This is a genomic window from Parabacteroides sp. D25, from assembly GCF_000307475.1.
In the GTDB taxonomy this organism is placed as follows: Bacteria; Bacteroidota; Bacteroidia; order Bacteroidales; family Tannerellaceae; genus Parabacteroides; species Parabacteroides distasonis.
This window is the reverse complement of the sequence record NZ_JH976501.1, coordinates 777,771-793,800: the sequence shown is the minus strand read 5'-3', so window position 1 is coordinate 793,800 and position 16,030 is coordinate 777,771. Positions and strand designations below refer to the sequence as shown.

Here is a 16,030-nt window from a genome sequence, read left to right as displayed (position 1 = left end):
CCCTTTTGGGAGAAAGAATTACCTTTGTATATAAGTCACATAAATACACAAAGCCATGAGCCAGACAATTTATCCAATCGGCATACAGAACTTCGAGAAAATTCGCAAGGACGGCTATCTCTATATTGACAAGACAGCCTTGGTCTATCAATTGGTTACTACCGGACAGTATTACTTCCTCAGCCGCCCCCGGCGCTTCGGGAAAAGCTTGCTGCTGTCCACGCTGGAGGCCTATTTCCAAGGAAAGAAGGAGCTGTTCGAGGGACTGGCCATGGAGAAATTGGAAAAAGACTGGATAAGATACCCCATCTTACATTTGGATTTAAATGCGGAGAGATATTCTGACCCTGGGGCATTAGAGAGTATATTACGACGTTATCTGAACCTTTGGGAAGACCTGTGGGGGAAAGACGAGAGAGAGATAACACCATCCGATCGTTTCACCGGCGTGATACGCCGTGCCTATGAGAGAACAGGACGGAGAGTGGTCATACTGGTAGACGAGTATGACAAGCCTTTGCTACAGGCGATCGGGAATCCGGAGTTACAGGAGGCCTACCGCTCTATACTGAAAGCGTTTTACGGCGTTCTGAAGAGCATGGACGGATATATCCGCCTAGCGTTCCTGACCGGCGTGACCAAGTTCGGCAAGGTGAGCGTGTTCAGCGACCTCAACAACCTAATGGATATATCAATGGATAACCGGTACATAGAAATATGCGGCATCACCGAGAAAGAGATACATACTTATTTGGAAAACGAATTGAGGGTATTGGCTGATGCGCAAGCCATGACCTATGAGGCTACCTGTCTAAAGCTGAAGCAGCGATACGACGGATACCATTTCACCGCTAACTCAGCAGGAATGTACAATCCTTTCAGTCTCTTGAACACCTTCGCCAAGATGGAATTCGGAGACTACTGGTTTGAGACCGGTACCCCCTCTTATCTGGTGGAGTTGCTCAAGCACACCCATTACGACCTCTACGAGATGGCCAACACGGAAACCGACGCCGATGTGCTGAACAGCATCGATTCCGCCTCTAATAATCCTATACCCGTCATCTACCAAAGCGGATACCTAACCATCAAGGGCTATGATCCCCGTTTTGGGATTTATAAACTAGGTTTTCCAAACTTGGAGGTAGAGGAAGGTTTTGTTAAATACCTCCTGCCTTTCTACACGAGCATAAGCGCCGCAAAGACACCCTTCGAGATAGGACGTTTTGTTCAAGAAGTGGAAAGCGGCAATTACGACGCATTCTTCCGCCGCCTGCAAAGCTTCTTTGCCGACACACCCTACGAGGTGATCGCCGGGCAAAAGCCGGAGCGAGACACGGAGCTGCATTACCAGAACGTCCTCTTCATCGTCTTCAAGCTGGTCGGCCTGTACACGCAAGTGGAATACCATACCTCGAACGGGCGTATAGACCTCGTATTGCAAACCAACCAATACATCTATATCATGGAGTTCAAGCTCAACGGAACCGCCGAGGAAGCCCTGCGGCAGATCGAGGAGAAAGGCTACGCCCTACCCTTCTCCGGAGACAATCGGGAGGTCTTCAAGATCGGCGTGAACTTCTCCTCTGAGACCCGGAATATAGAACGATGGCTGGTTGGATAAAAAAGCCTGTTTTATCCATATATACTTACTTTGCGGATGAAGTATATATCCTATGCCCGGAGAAGATATACTTCATCGGCAAAGTAAGTATATCTTCTCTGGGAAAAGGCTTCTCAAGTGAATAACTGATCACTTCCCAAGCCGTTAACTGACGGCTACCCCTACTCGTTAGTTATTCACTTGACAAGCCGTTAGTTATTCACTTGTCAAGCCATAAGCGGATGACTTGCTTCTAGCGTAACCATCTGTTATTCAAGATATTTGTAATGGAAATAAAAAATAGATCCAAAAAGTCGGGATTTCCAGCCAAGATATTCTCGTCTTTTTGTATTATTTTTACCCCCAACAAATAACACGCAGATGAAGAAAAACATTGTTTTCCTGTTAATTCTAATACCTATTATATGGATCTCTTGCGATGGAATGGGCCATCAAACCATAGACTTCCGAAAAATAGAGAACCTTATGCCCCAACATCCGGATAGCGCCTTAATGCTCCTTGAACAAATAGAGAACAAAGAAAACCTATCCCGAAAAGATAAGGCACATTATTATTTGCTGTTAACAGAAGCACAAGACAAGACTTTTGTTAAGTATGAAACCGACTCGCTGATCACGATTGCGACGGATTATTATGAGGAAACAGACGATCTGGAACGAAAAGCGAAAGCTTGGTTCTATAAGGGACGGATCAATCAAAACCTAAATCATCCATTGAAAGCGCAAGAGTGTCTCTTAAATGCCTTACAGAATGAGGAGCAGATTGAAGACCACGCATTACTGGGGAGGATTAATAACGGTATCGGGATGCTTTATACCCAACAAGACGTATATGAGCGAGCCTTACCTTATCAGCAAAAAGCGGTCATGCATTTCAAGGCAATAGCAGATTCTATCGGTCAAGTCTATGCGCTTCGAGATCTAGGACGTATTTATAAGATACTCCATCAAAAAGATAGCGCTATCGCCTGTTATTCTAAAACTCTCGATTTGATGGAGAGCAGGAAGGTACTCTCTGTTTATTCAGAATTATCGAGTCTGTATATAGAAACAAAGACCTACCCGGAAGCGGAGTGTCTACTTCGTGAGGTCATGGCAAACAAGCAGGCATTGGGAAATAACATTTATCCGTTCTATTTGACACTAGGCAAATATTATTATCATTGCGGCCAATTAGATTCAGCAAAAATCTATTTGGAACAATGCACGGAAAAAGCGGTGCGATTGGACACGAGAGCAGGGGCTGTTTATCATCTATCCAAAATAGCCCTATCGACAAAACAATGGATCCTTTATGCGGAGTTGAATCAACGATATGAAATGATGCGTGATACACTCGACCAGATAGAAGTCACGAATACGATTAGAGGCAGACAAGTCCTTTACGATGAACAGGATAAACAAAAATCCTTAGCGGAGGAACGAGTAAGAACGGCCTATGCGAACCTACGGATGGCCGTAATCAGTCTTATTGCTCTCTGCATAATTCTACCAACCACTTATCTTTTGTTTAAGTACAAGAAAAGACAAAAAGACCTATTGAAAATCCAAAAAGAAAACCGGGAAAAGATTTTCTCTTATGATAAAACAGTCCTAGCATATGAAAAACAGATAGAGCATAATGAACAAATCATAGAGACATTAAACAAATCTTTACAAGAGAAAGATCGAGAACAGGAAGAACTCAAGAAAGAGCTACGGCAGGAGTTCGAACAAAAGAACCAAGCATTATATGCCCAAAAAGAGCATCAGATTGAATCATTACAGAATTTGAAGAATTCATCTGTATATAAAAACTTTCATGAAAACGAGGATTGGAAACCATCTACCGAGGATTGGGAAGAGTTGTTTCATCTTATAAACGCTATTTATCCGTCTTTTGCACAAAAACTTCAAGAAGCTTACCCTAAAATACCGATACAGATGGAACGGTTATGCTATTTAGTGAGAATCCATGTGAAACCCTCACGTCTTTCTATGTTATTAAACCATAGTAATATATCAGTCTTACGAAAAAGACTTTATCTGAAGATGAGCGGCAAAACAGGAAAAGCCTCCGATTTCGATCTATATATCAATGACCTATAATCAGTGTTAGAAAATGAACAAAAACGAAAATGCCAATTGTTCATCCATGTTCATTGTTATTAGAGAATAAAGCTTTTCTTTGCAAAAAGAAAAACAAAATATTATGAAAACAAAATTATTAACCTTATTGATGCTATTTGGCCTCTTTTCGCCACTGTCTGTTTATGGAGATAATGTACCGACCAAAGGCGAATGGCATGACGATTATTATCGCTCTGTCACTCCTGCTCCTCCAACAGTATCCATCGACGGAAATCTATTGAGCATACATTTTATCGATGCTCTAGATGATTTGACTGTCCAAGTTGTAAATGAGCAAGGAGCTATCCTATATAACGAAGTAGTCTCCGGCGAAGCAGGTGAATGTGTATCCATCTCTTTAGATCAGGCTGGCACAGGATGCTTTTATCTAGTGTTAGAACATCGCCTAGGGCAGCTTACGGGAGATTTCATCATACAAAATAATTAGGTATTATTCTTTATCATATGCAAGCTTCAGGATTAAACAGTATCATATAGTTGATCTATCACTATTAACCAAAAAAGATCGTTAAACGTGATAATCACTGTACAGTGCCCCCAATGATACGTTTTTCCTGGATGCTTGCATTGAATTATGTTATTAGGAATTCTAAGCGTAACCTAACAAAAATACTAAGTTTGTCATTAATCAAGAACTAATACATATTATGATAATCTACGACCCCAAAATAGCGATTCTCCTTATAGCCTTTAATCGATCAAATATAAAGCAAGTATTTGATCGTATCAAAGAGGTGAAACCGAGAAGACTATATATAGCAGTAGATGGATCAACTAATGACACACAGTGTAAAATATGTAAGGAAACAACGTCCATTGTTTCCCACATTGATTGGGAATGCCAAGTATTTAAACTATATCAGGGAAAAAATCAAGGATACGACAAACACTGTTTTCATTCGATTTCTTGGTTCTTCGAGCAAGAGCCCGAAGGAATCATACTAGAAGATGACTGTGTACCCTCTCTTTCATTCTTTGGTTTTTGTACGACATTACTAAAAAAATTCAGAAATGACGAACGCATCGGACATATATCCGGAAGTAATTATCAATTCGGTAAAAACAGGGGAGACGGAACTTACTATTATTCTAACCTAACCCACGTATCCGGATGGGCTGGTTGGAGACGAGTTTGGCAAGAGCATTGCCTTAACGAAATTTTTAATCAACTGAATTACTTATCAAATCTACCTTCTCACGCTCCATTCCAATATCGTTGGAACAGACTCTTTAATATAGCGAATCACAGCAATGCAGTCTGCATGAGTAAACTAAAAAATTAACCTAAAAATAATCTGATTATGAATACCATTGAAGATATTTTTTCCGAATATGCAGAAAGAATAACAGATAGCGCCAAAGAACAAAAGTCTACATTTATTCAATATTGTAAAGGAATCTCTTCCCTTATCCCCGATAGCTTCTATGTATTGGATATCGTTCAAAAGCAATTCATCCACATCAAGCCCGACAATCTTTTTCTGTGCGGCCATTCCGTGAAAGAGGCGATGGAATTAGGATATGATTTCTTTTCTAGGGTGATTCATCCCGAAGATTGGCTGTTGTGGAAAAGTTTCTTGGAGAATTTGCCACAAAAATTACATCGCCTGCGAGAAGACACAAATGAGCGGGGAGAGTTTTTCTGCCTGTTCCGGTTGTCACGAAAATATCCTTTCCTAAAAGAGCCGGTGGAGCTACATACTTACCACCGACTCATCCCCATCTGCGAAGATTCGAACCCGATTTATCTAATAGACATCATCTCATATACAAACTGCAAAAAAATAGGATGTTACCTAAACGGTTACGACCACCTCATATACCAAACTTATGATCCAATGAAATGCGATTGGCAAATATTGCCCATTCCCCAATTGAGTAAACGAGAAATGGAAATCTTAACGATCGCCAAAGGAGAACAGGATATAACTACCATCGCAGACAAGCTCTACATAAGTTATCATACAGCAAGAGGACATATCAACTCCATCAAGAAAAAACTACAACTCCAAGACTTGCGAGAAGCAACCGACTGGATCTCTTATCTCCATATCTTACAATCTCCACAAGAGAAATATGCGAAAGGAACCTATTGCTCAACAGCAAATCCCACTTTCAATAAAGAATTGAATGATATACAAGCCTTATTGGACAAAAAACAAAGTGTCCGATCAATCGCACTCGCTACAGGAAGATCTGAAAGTACAATTCGTAGCTGGATTCAGAAAGGATTTTTGAAGAAATAAGCCAATACACAAAAAAACAGTCAGATTGGCTATAAAATATACGCATAGAAAAGTATATATTTGAAACATACAATCCATCAGGTGATGGATATTGTCTAATTTTAAAACGAAAAGGCCATGAGCGAAAAGAAGCAACAAGTGCTGAAAAGCTTAAAGCTGAATAAGCTTAGTGAGAACCACCTTGAGAAACGTGAGATGAAGGTGCTAAAGGGTGGGTGTGGTTGCCAAAACCATGATCCTAATCTATCAGCAAGTTATGGAGGAAATTAGGTCTTAGAAGAAAAAGAGGCTGCCTATTAAGTTTAAATTTGAATTTATATGACAGTCCTCTTTTTTATTATACTAAAATTATTCAATATGGAAAGCACCATAATATCTTATTCTAATAAAAAGAACATATATCTTTATGATATAAACCTTTCATTATCTATATTGATTCATCCTAAATTAGAGAAAGTTATCAAAAATAGAGGTTTGGAAGAGTCGTTTGATCCATATTATTTTAAGAAATATCAATATCTAAAGAGTCATGGTTTATTCTCAGATACAAACAAAATAGATTTTGAAGATATTGAAGACGTGTCAATCGAAGATAATATCAAAAATATCGAACAAATAGTATTTGAAACGACAGACCACTGCAATTTAAATTGCACTTATTGCTCGCTAGGAGATCTTTACACTTTTAGCAAAAAAGAACGAAGAAATATAAATAAAGAATATGCCATAACTTTTCTGAGGTATATCTTTAGCATAAAAAAAACAGGAAGCGAACTTACTATTGGATTTTTTGGAGGAGAGCCTCTAATGAATACGGATTTTATAGAAACAATAGTAAATGAATCAAAAAAAATGAATATAGATAAATGTTTAAATTTACATTTCAATCTAACAACAAATGCAACACTAATTCAAAAAAACTTAGAATTCATAATTAATAATGATTTTCAACTATTAATCAGTTTGGATGGAGATTGTAAAGCGCAAGGCCATAGAATATTTACTCATAGCAATAAGAATTCGTTTTCTAAAGCTATTGAAAATATCGACTATTTATATAAGAAACATCCCGTTTTCTTTGACAAGAATATAAGATTCAACTCTGTTCTCCATAATTTGAACTCTGTAAAAGAAATCTATGAATTTATTTACAATCGTTACCACAAGATCCCAATGATCGCACAATTGAATACAGATCATGTAAATTCTAAAAACAAAGAAAATTTAGACAAGATGTTTCATTCTAGAACACAAAGCGATATTGAATTTACACAAAGTGATTCTAAATTGGTTCCAATCATGCATCAAGAGCTATTGAATTTCAAAAAAACAAAAAAGTTTTTAGCAAATTATTCTATTAATTTTTATCTAAACAATGCACTTAATTTATTATATGAAAATGTATCCATAATTCCAACAGGAACATGTTCTCCTTTTCAACGTAAAATATATATGAATACCTATAACGACTTACTCCCTTGCGAAAAAGTAAGCTACAAACATTCTTTAGGAAAAGTAAATGACAAAGTAATTATTGATATTGATCTGATTTCTAAAAAATATCAATATTACTACAATTACTTCAAGCGCATATGTGCTAATTGTTATGCAGGTAGACATTGTTCCATTTGCATTTTTACATTGGATAATTTAGATAAATTGGGTACGCACGAATTTGAATGCCCAGAATTCCAGAAAAAAGAAGATCTTGAAAAACATATAGATAACATTTTTTCTTTTTTGGAGAAATATCCTTTTGATTATTTCAATATTATTAAATCTCTAATAATTTAATAAAGTTATGAAAATAAATTATTGGTTTACAATAGAACCTTATGTATATATAAATATAGTAAACAAACAAGCTTTACTCTATAATACATTAGATGGCAAATATATAAAAACTTGCAATTTAAAAATTATCCAAATTTTAAAAGAAATTCTATGCGAAAAAAATTGTGGTGTAGTATTATTGCCACAACATATATATGATGATATAGAGATTAAAACATTCATAAATGAACTACAGTCTAAATTTATGGGAGATATCATAGAAGTATCTTTGTCCGAAGGAAAACCAGTGCAAATATTACCATATTTAAATTATAAAGACTTACACAAAAATAAACATCAGTTTTCTTCACTTGAGAACTTGTTGCAAACACTCTGTGAAATAACTATTTATTTAGACAACACAGTTAATATAAAAACATTAATAGAATACCTGCGTTCTTTTTCTCTTAATTTAACTTATAATATTATAGGTGACTGGAAGGATATACCACATGGGTCTTTATTAATAGACTATTTGGGGCAAATGTCTTACTCAAATTATATACAATGTTCTTACACTCATATTCCATTGTTAGAATCATCACTCAAGAAAAATTTTTCATATCAAGTATATGTCTCTTTGCCAGTAGATCATTCTCTTATGAATAACACTTGTATATTTCTTGACCAGCAAAAAATCCCTTTTCAGTATATATTTCAAGTTACTTCTTTAGAGGATTGTAATGAAGCAGTAACCTTAATTGAGAAATATGATATTGATAAATATCAGTTAAGACCATTATATACCAAAGATAATATCTCTTTTTTAGCAAAAAACACTTTCTTAACAGAAGAAGATATTCTATCAACAAAGATAAGCATGAAAGATATTTTTCGGAAACATATCATAAATAAAGATAATTTCGGAAAGCTTTTCATACTTTCAAATGGAGATATTTATGCGAATATATTGCACAAAAAATTGGGAAATATCAAAACAGATTCAATTTATCAAATCGTAAAAAAAGAAATAGAAATAGGGGAGTCTTGGTTGCGTATACGTAACCAAAAACCATGCTGCGATTGTTTGTATCAATATATTTGTCCTTCACCTTCTGACTTAGATCTTATGATTGGGCAATTGAATCTTTGTACAGTTAATAATAAATAATCTTTTATATATTCGAATATGAGAAAAACAGAATGGAGCTATACGCTTATTTTTCTACTTTTATTAGCATGTAATAATAAAAATGTTCAAGAGCAAGATCTTATCACAGTAGACGTTACGATAAGTTACCCTAAGAAAATACTGATACTGCAAGATCTTTTTGACATTGAGTATGTATCACTGGAAACATCAGATGAATATATCACATCTGGCACTCCCAATGATATAGAAGGAGATTGTCTTCTCATATCAGATGCCATCCGTAACAATACCGGAAATATATTTCTTTTTGGGAAAGACGGGAAAGGTATTAAAAAGATCAGCCGGCTCGGACAAGGAGCTGAGGAGTACACGATCAATTTGGGGTGTATATTTGATCTAAAAGAAAAAGAATTATTTGTCAACAATTATGTTTCAAGAAAAATTATGGTTTATGATCAAGATGGGAATTTCAAGCGATCACTAAATCAAAAAGAAAATTTCTATTATGATAAGCTGGAGAATTTCAATCAAGACTATCTACTTTGTCATGACGGTTATCTTAGCTTGAAAGATGAAGTTGTGGCAACACGGAACTATTTCATGCTTGTTTCTAAAAAAGACGGAAGTATCAAGGAAATCTCGATACCTTACAAAAAAAATATTTATCCACTGGTAACCGCAGAAGCAGCGGAAGGAGAGATTATATATTGTATTTATAACAGCCCACAAATACCTTATCAAGATAAGGGCTTTTTATTGATGGAAGCATCATCTGATACGATCTACCATTATACCTCAAATCAACAACTGATACCCCGAATCGTAAGAACCCCATCAATTCAAGACATGGAAACCAAGATTTTTCTTTATCCGGGTGTCCAAACGGATCGCTATTGTTTCATGCAAACGGTAGAAAATATTTTTAATGCCCAAAAGGAAGTCGGTTTCCCTGTTGTAGAATTGGTATATGACAGACAAAAAGAAACTATTTACGAATGCGAGATGTATAATAATGATTTTCTAAAAATGGAGCCAATGACTATGGTTTACAATTTTCATGACCGTCTATACTTCCAGAACAGCAAGGATGTTGCATTCATGAAAAAACTGGAAGCCGCAGACTTAGTAGAGGCTTATGAAGATGGAAAGCTGAAAGATGGCCCACTAAAAGAAATTGCCTCAACACTTGATGAAGAAGATAATCCGATTATCATGATAGCCAAATATAAGAAGTAAAATCGAAAATCCACATAATGCCATGGAAAAGGAAGAGGAATTGAGTCTGATTTCCAATCAACTCTTATTGAACGGCACATTAACAAAATGCCCGAGCTTATTACACGGAAAGATGGGGATTTCCATTTTCTTTTTCCATTATGCCCGATATGTACAAGACGATTTGTATTCGGAATACGCCATGGATCTGATCAGGGGATTGTTGGAACAGCTACATGCCAATTATCGGGCGGATTACGAGAAAGGGATAGCAGGCATAGGGGTTGGATTTTCTTACCTGCTCGAAAAAAGGTTCCTGGATTTGGAAGAGGAGGCGTTCGATGATTTTGACGAACGAATGTACCGAGCCGTATGGTATGATCCTTGTCCTAATTTCAGCCGTTATGAGGGAATGTGTGGATATGGGGAATATTGGCTCGCTAGATTACGGCGAAATTTCTCTTCCAAGCGGGCATTGGATAGTTTGTCGCAAATCGTGGAACGGATCGAGATGGCATCGGAAGAACTAGACTGGGATGAATGGCAAGACGCATATAGGTTCTTCCAAGGATTGCGGGTTTGTCCCGCTTTAAATATACCGCCAGTATTGCTAAAACGGTCTGCTCTTGCGATGGAGCATGGATCAAGAGAGGATAATTCGGATTTATCTCAAGCAAAAGAGACGGTTTCTATGGGGCTCCTTTCTGGTTACGCTGGAAAAGGGTTGGCTTTATTAACCGAACTGGGGGCGATGGATTCCTCATGGAAAACTTTTATCTAAAGAATTGTGCCATGAATCTATATATCATAAGCCAGAAAAGCAGAGGTACGGTATTTGGTGTCGGTACCTATATCCATGAGTTGACAACCGCCCTAAAAAGCAGTGGTATACGGATTTTCCTTGTAAACATACTTTGTGACGGGAAGTGTGTACGGAAAGAGGAAATGGAAGGAATTACCCAATGGTATTTCCCAACTCCCTGCTCAGAACAATGGAATTTTTTGGATAAGGAACAAAGGAAGTTGTACTTCCATAACCTTGTTTATTTGCTACGGGTTCATATCCGCGACCGAAAGGAGTTGGTTTTCCACCTGAATCATTATCAAAACGAGGATCTCGCAACGGAACTGAGAGAGGCTTTTGATTGTAAGGTCATATCCGTATCGCACTCATCGGACTGGACTGCGGGAATCCATGATAACCCACAACGGCTACGGGCAATCTTAAAGGGAAACCGTTCAGATGTATGGAGTGAGGATGTACGATACGCCTTTGAGGAGGAAAAAGCGGACTATATGAAGATGGATCGCGTGATCTGTTTATCCAGCTATATGCAAGACTTATTATCGCATGATTATGGACTTGATCCGGACAAGATAGTGATTGTCCCTAATGGATTGAATGATGCTACGACAGGCCAGTCTGTCGATCAAAAGACTTTGAAAAAGAAATGGCATATAATGGAAAAAGAACGAATCATTCTTTTTGTCGGGCGTATGGAAGATATTAAAGGTGGGCATTTTTTGGTTAGAACCTTTATGAAGGTATTGGAGGATTATCCGGAAAGCCGCTTGATGATAATAGGAGATGGAAATTATGATCTTTTTTTGCGAAATGCTAAACCGTTCTTCACCAAGATCACGTTCACGGGACTTTTAAATAAAGAAGATTTATATGAGTTATATCGTTTAGCCGATGTTGGTGTCGTCCCCTCCTTGTTCGAACCATTTGGTTATGTCCCTGTGGAGATGATGATGCATGAATTGCCCATTATAGCGACCGCTACCTCCGGATTAAACGAGGTAGTAGACGAATCTTGCGCATTAAAAATACCTCTTATCGTATCTTCTGATAGCGTAGAGATAGACGTCTCCTTGTTGGCAGAAAAGATCTTGTACCTGCTGCAAAACCCGGAGGAAGCGAAACGTCTCGGTAAAAACGGCCGCAAGCGATACTTGGAAAAATATTCCTCTGAGGTATTTAGGGAGAACATGTTGACGTTCTATAAGTCTTTATGGCCATGAGTAAGCCAGATAATAAAATAGAGGTTTCGGTCATCATCCCGGTATATAACGTGGAAAAATATTTGGTTGCATGCATAGATTCCTTGATGTGTCAAGGTGATTTGAGCATGGAATTTATCCTAGTGGATGATGGATCGACCGACTTGTCCGGAAAGATCGCTGACGAATACGCAAAAAAAGAGGATCGTATCAAGGTGATCCATCAAGAGAACGGGGGAGCGTCTGCTGCCCGTAATGCGGGTTTGGATGTTGCCCAAGGTGAGTATATCGCTTTTTTAGATAGCGATGACTGGATAAAAGAAAGCTCATTATCTCTATTATACCATGAGGCAATCAAATATCAGGCCGACGTAGTGATGGGGAATATGTGGTTATGTGATCAAGATGGAAGTATAAATGAACCCTTCAAATGGATTTCCGGCGAATCGCCCCATAAGGTACTTTCCGGGAAAGAGGGTTTCATCTGGCTCGTCAGAACTTGTTTTTACCTTCCTACCCCTGTTAAATATATATACAATCGAAAATATCTGCATAAAATGCAGGCTCGTTTTGAGGAAGGCATCATGCATGAGGATGAGTTATGGTGTCCCATCGTCCTTTGCCAAGCGGAGAGGATGGTTATCACCAACATTGAGTTTTATTATTACCGCCAGAACGAAGAATCGGTCATGCATACGACAAGCCTAGCCCGAAGGCTGAAATCATTATTTCAAGTTACTGAGGGATTGATTAAATTCTCTGATCAATTTGTTTCCTCTAAGACGAGCGTTGACTTGAGAAGCTGGTGGTATGTAAACATCCTCAGGCTTTATTCCATGGCCTTCACACTACTTCCCAACATGAAAGATTCCTCATACATAGTACACAAACATTATCTGGATCGATTTTGGAGGGATTGCGGGCAAATGATTCCGGAATCTATACAAAGATGCAGAAATTATTACTACAAGGCAGAAGCCGGGCTGAAAGAATATACGGATTGGCGTGTGTCTGATTAGGTAGCAGGCGTAGATTGCCAAGTAAAGGCTGGTAAAAAAGTGATGCTCGTATTCAACACGATAAATGGGGAAGATCTACAGTTGAAAATAGAGGATGTACCCGTTGATTGGGTGATAACCACCGACAGGAAATATTTCCAACAGGCGACTATAGTCGTTTTCCACCTTCCCACATTGCATTATGAGCTAGAGAATGATCTGGATAAGTTGGAAGGACAAACATGGGTCAGCTGGCATCTGGAGTCCGAAAAGGATGATCCGGGAATCAACGACCCGGAAATAAGCGAACTATTCGATCTTTCGATAAGTGACCCACAAGATAGCGAGAGGAAACAACATCCATTGCTAAGCCTTTGCCTAAATTATGTAAATAACGGATAGAATTCCATTCACCGCTATAAGTTTTGAGCAAAAAGAAGAGATGTCGAGAAAAAATAACCTATTTTTGTAATTAGCATGATTGAGCGAACGTATCGCCCTAAGTGTTTAACCTTAAATCGTAAGAATAATGAAATGGATAATCACAATACCAGCGATCCTCCTCTTTGCGTTAGCGGGATGTGGAAAAGATAAGCAATCGACAAATGAACTCATCATAGTTGATGTTACAAAGAATTATCCTGAAAAGGAATTGATATTACAGGATTTCATGGATGTAGAATACATCCCGTTGGAAACAAATGATGAGTTTGTTACCCAAGGCAAAGTAATGGCCATTGGTGCAGAAGTTATATTAATAACCAACTGGGCCAACGACGGGAATTTGTTTGTTTTTAACCGAAAAACCGGCAAAGCCTTGAAGAAGATTAACAGGAAAGGGCAAGGTGGCGAGGAATATGTAGGTATTACGGAGGTTGTTCTGGATGAAGCAAACAAGGAAATATTTGTTATAGCCTATACCGGAAGTAAAATCTCTGTATATGATCTATACGGAAATTTTAAAAGGAGTTTCAAAGCCGAAGGTACGGAATCTCATATAAATACATTTAATTACGACCGGGATAATTTGATCTCTTATGTACCAGATAATAGTCTGGAAAACCCGTCAAACGCCATACCTCCATATTATTTAATCTTTTCCAAGCAGGATGGAAGTATCACCCGGAAAATATCAATTCCTTTTGATGAAGTTAAAAGCCCGGTCGCAAGAGACGGGGAAGCTTGGGCTGTTCCAGTTCCAACCGCTGTGTACCAAATAGTTCCAGATCATACCAATTGGGTACTTATGGAGACATCATCCGATACCATATACCACTATTTGCCGGATGCTAATACGACAATCCCCCTTATCGTAAGAACCCCCTCCATACACTCCATGGATCCTCCTGAAGTATTTCTTATACCAACCGTTTTTACCGACCGTTATTATTTCATGAGCCTGTTGAAAGCGGAATTTAATTTTGAAACAGGGAGAGGGTTTCCAATTTCCGGATTGATGTACGATAGACTGGAAAATTCTTTATTCATACCTAAAATATACAATGGTGATTATACCAGCAAAAGAGAAGTGGATATGACGTCGAGACCTTTAGATGAGGAGTTCGTAATCGGACAGTCATTGCAAGCCCACGAACTTGCCGAGGCTTACGGGAGAGGAGTACTGAAGGGCAAACTGAAAGAGATTGCGGCTAAATTGGATGAAGAGTCCAATCCGGTGATTATGCTGATAAAACACAAGAAAAATAAATACTAGCATGAAAGTAAATTTAATTTCAGCAGTCCTCCTCTTTGCCTTAGCGGGATGTGGAAAAGATAAGCAATCGACAGACGAGTTTGTCACGATCAATGTTAGCAAAGATTACCCAGAAAAGGAGCTAATCCTTCAGGATATTATGGATGTAGAATATATTGCGCTGGAAACGACTGACGAATTTATCACACATGGTAATGTCATGGATATCGGCGAAAAATTTATAATAGTAAAAAACAACACAAACGACGGGAACATATTCATTTTAGACCGGAAAACGGGGAAAGCTATACGGAAAATAAACCGTTTAGGACAAGGTGTCGAAGAATATCCGGGGATTGCAGGAATTACACTAGATGAGGAAAACAATGAGCTATTTGTTACACATACAGGGAAAATATCAGTATATGATTTAGACGGGGACTTTAAAAGAAGCTTTAATTTCCTAGACCCCGAGAGTGACTACCTTAAGGTTTTTAATTATGACAAGGATAATCTGATCACTTATGATAACAAAGGCTATGGAATGGTGGCAGACCAACAGCCTTATCATTTGATTATCTCAAAGTATGACGGAAGTATTATCCAGAAAATTACAATTCCTTCTAAAGAACAGAAAACACTGGTTATATTCGGAGATAATGATCAAAAAGTAATTCCTACTTTTTTTGCTACAACCGCCACTTCCGATAATTGGATACTTATGAATCTCTCATCCGATACCCTATATTCCTATTCGCCAAATGGTCATATTAAACCTTTTATCGTGAGGACACCCTCTATATATTCCATGGATACAGAAATATTTCTTTTTGTAGAGGAGGTGACAAGCCGTTATTATTTTATGAGAACCGTAGAAAAAAAACTCGATATTAAAACGAGAAAAATACCGGTGAGTAGGTTGGTATACGACAAACAGGAAGATTCTATATTCAAATATCAAATATATAATACTGATTTTTTATATCAAAGACCGATCTATTGGATTTCATCTATTAATCAAGATATCGCGAACTGGTATCCCTTTGATGCGCCTGAACTGATTGAGGCTTATAAAGAAGGGAAGCTCAAAGGTAGGCTAAACGAAATCGCGACGAAATTGAATGAGGATTCCAATCCCGTCATAATGCTGATCAAGTATAAGAAATAAGAACTAAATCATGTCTATATCCTAAT

14 protein-coding genes are annotated in these 16,030 nt (G+C 37.9%); all 14 read left to right on the top strand.

Annotated features, from left to right (window positions below):
• The first annotated feature begins 55 nt into the window (after positions 1-55).
• Positions 56-1,624 (top strand): ATP-binding protein, encoded by a 1,569-nt coding sequence (locus HMPREF0999_RS06610; protein ID WP_009275519.1) that lies wholly within the window; start codon positions 56-58, stop codon positions 1,622-1,624.
• Positions 1,625-1,984: 360 nt separating this feature from the next.
• Positions 1,985-3,712 (top strand): tetratricopeptide repeat protein, encoded by a 1,728-nt coding sequence (locus tag HMPREF0999_RS06605; RefSeq protein ID WP_009275518.1) that lies wholly within the window; start codon positions 1,985-1,987, stop codon positions 3,710-3,712.
• A 103-nt stretch (positions 3,713-3,815) separates the two neighbouring features.
• Positions 3,816-4,181 carry a DUF3244 domain-containing protein gene (locus HMPREF0999_RS06600; RefSeq protein WP_009275517.1) on the top strand — a complete coding sequence of 122 codons (366 nt, stop codon included), beginning with the start codon at positions 3,816-3,818 and terminating at the stop codon, positions 4,179-4,181.
• 874 nt (positions 4,182-5,055) lie between these two features.
• A complete protein-coding gene (locus HMPREF0999_RS06590) occupies positions 5,056-6,000 on the top strand; it encodes a response regulator transcription factor (RefSeq protein ID WP_009275515.1) in 945 nt (314 codons plus the stop codon).
• Positions 6,001-6,117: 117 nt separating this feature from the next.
• Positions 6,118-6,270, top strand: a complete 153-nt coding sequence (locus tag HMPREF0999_RS21780) for a TIGR04149 family rSAM-modified RiPP (RefSeq protein WP_009275514.1) — start codon at positions 6,118-6,120, stop codon at positions 6,268-6,270.
• 87 nt (positions 6,271-6,357) lie between these two features.
• The gene (locus HMPREF0999_RS06585) at positions 6,358-7,794 is read left to right on the top strand and encodes a radical SAM peptide maturase (protein ID WP_029257166.1); all 1,437 of its coding nucleotides are present in this window, start codon (positions 6,358-6,360) and stop codon (positions 7,792-7,794) included.
• Positions 7,795-7,801: 7 nt separating this feature from the next.
• A complete protein-coding gene (locus tag HMPREF0999_RS06580) occupies positions 7,802-8,944 on the top strand; it encodes a TIGR04150 pseudo-rSAM protein (RefSeq protein WP_009275512.1) in 1,143 nt (380 codons plus the stop codon).
• Between the two features lie 18 nt (positions 8,945-8,962).
• A complete protein-coding gene (locus HMPREF0999_RS06575) occupies positions 8,963-10,162 on the top strand; it encodes a 6-bladed beta-propeller (protein WP_009275511.1) in 1,200 nt (399 codons plus the stop codon).
• A 22-nt stretch (positions 10,163-10,184) separates the two neighbouring features.
• Entirely contained in the window at positions 10,185-10,922 is a 738-nt protein-coding gene (locus tag HMPREF0999_RS06570; protein WP_009275510.1) for a hypothetical protein, read from the top strand.
• An 11-nt stretch (positions 10,923-10,933) separates the two neighbouring features.
• A complete protein-coding gene (locus tag HMPREF0999_RS06565) occupies positions 10,934-12,166 on the top strand; it encodes a TIGR04157 family glycosyltransferase (RefSeq protein WP_009275509.1) in 1,233 nt (410 codons plus the stop codon).
• A complete protein-coding gene (locus HMPREF0999_RS06560) occupies positions 12,163-13,164 on the top strand; it encodes a glycosyltransferase (protein ID WP_009275508.1) in 1,002 nt (333 codons plus the stop codon). The genes HMPREF0999_RS06565 and HMPREF0999_RS06560 overlap by 4 nt, the downstream gene beginning before the upstream one ends.
• 42 nt (positions 13,165-13,206) lie before the next feature.
• On the top strand, positions 13,207-13,545 hold the full coding sequence (locus HMPREF0999_RS22885; RefSeq protein ID WP_009275507.1) for a glycosyl transferase: 339 nt from the start codon (positions 13,207-13,209) through the stop codon (positions 13,543-13,545).
• Positions 13,546-13,672: 127 nt separating this feature from the next.
• On the top strand, positions 13,673-14,857 hold the full coding sequence (locus HMPREF0999_RS06550) for a 6-bladed beta-propeller (RefSeq protein ID WP_009275506.1): 1,185 nt from the start codon (positions 13,673-13,675) through the stop codon (positions 14,855-14,857).
• A gap of 1 nt (position 14,858) precedes the next feature.
• The gene (locus HMPREF0999_RS06545; protein WP_009275505.1) at positions 14,859-16,004 is read left to right on the top strand and encodes a 6-bladed beta-propeller; all 1,146 of its coding nucleotides are present in this window, start codon (positions 14,859-14,861) and stop codon (positions 16,002-16,004) included.
• Positions 16,005-16,030 lie beyond the last annotated feature (26 nt).

Coding starts and splice junctions, on each gene's coding strand:
- HMPREF0999_RS06580 (WP_009275512.1), top strand. CDS start 7,802: ATGAAAATAAATTATTGGTTTACAATAGAACCTTATGTATATATAAAT.
- HMPREF0999_RS06575 (WP_009275511.1), top strand. CDS start 8,963: ATGAGAAAAACAGAATGGAGCTATACGCTTATTTTTCTACTTTTATTA.
- HMPREF0999_RS21780 (WP_009275514.1), top strand. CDS start 6,118: ATGAGCGAAAAGAAGCAACAAGTGCTGAAAAGCTTAAAGCTGAATAAG.
- HMPREF0999_RS06605 (WP_009275518.1), top strand. CDS start 1,985: ATGAAGAAAAACATTGTTTTCCTGTTAATTCTAATACCTATTATATGG.
- HMPREF0999_RS06610 (WP_009275519.1), top strand. CDS start 56: ATGAGCCAGACAATTTATCCAATCGGCATACAGAACTTCGAGAAAATT.
- HMPREF0999_RS06600 (WP_009275517.1), top strand. CDS start 3,816: ATGAAAACAAAATTATTAACCTTATTGATGCTATTTGGCCTCTTTTCG.
- HMPREF0999_RS06560 (WP_009275508.1), top strand. CDS start 12,163: ATGAGTAAGCCAGATAATAAAATAGAGGTTTCGGTCATCATCCCGGTA.
- HMPREF0999_RS06545 (WP_009275505.1), top strand. CDS start 14,859: ATGAAAGTAAATTTAATTTCAGCAGTCCTCCTCTTTGCCTTAGCGGGA.
- HMPREF0999_RS06570 (WP_009275510.1), top strand. CDS start 10,185: ATGGAAAAGGAAGAGGAATTGAGTCTGATTTCCAATCAACTCTTATTG.
- HMPREF0999_RS06565 (WP_009275509.1), top strand. CDS start 10,934: ATGAATCTATATATCATAAGCCAGAAAAGCAGAGGTACGGTATTTGGT.
- HMPREF0999_RS22885 (WP_009275507.1), top strand. CDS start 13,207: ATGCTCGTATTCAACACGATAAATGGGGAAGATCTACAGTTGAAAATA.
- HMPREF0999_RS06585 (WP_029257166.1), top strand. CDS start 6,358: ATGGAAAGCACCATAATATCTTATTCTAATAAAAAGAACATATATCTT.
- HMPREF0999_RS06590 (WP_009275515.1), top strand. CDS start 5,056: ATGAATACCATTGAAGATATTTTTTCCGAATATGCAGAAAGAATAACA.
- HMPREF0999_RS06550 (WP_009275506.1), top strand. CDS start 13,673: ATGAAATGGATAATCACAATACCAGCGATCCTCCTCTTTGCGTTAGCG.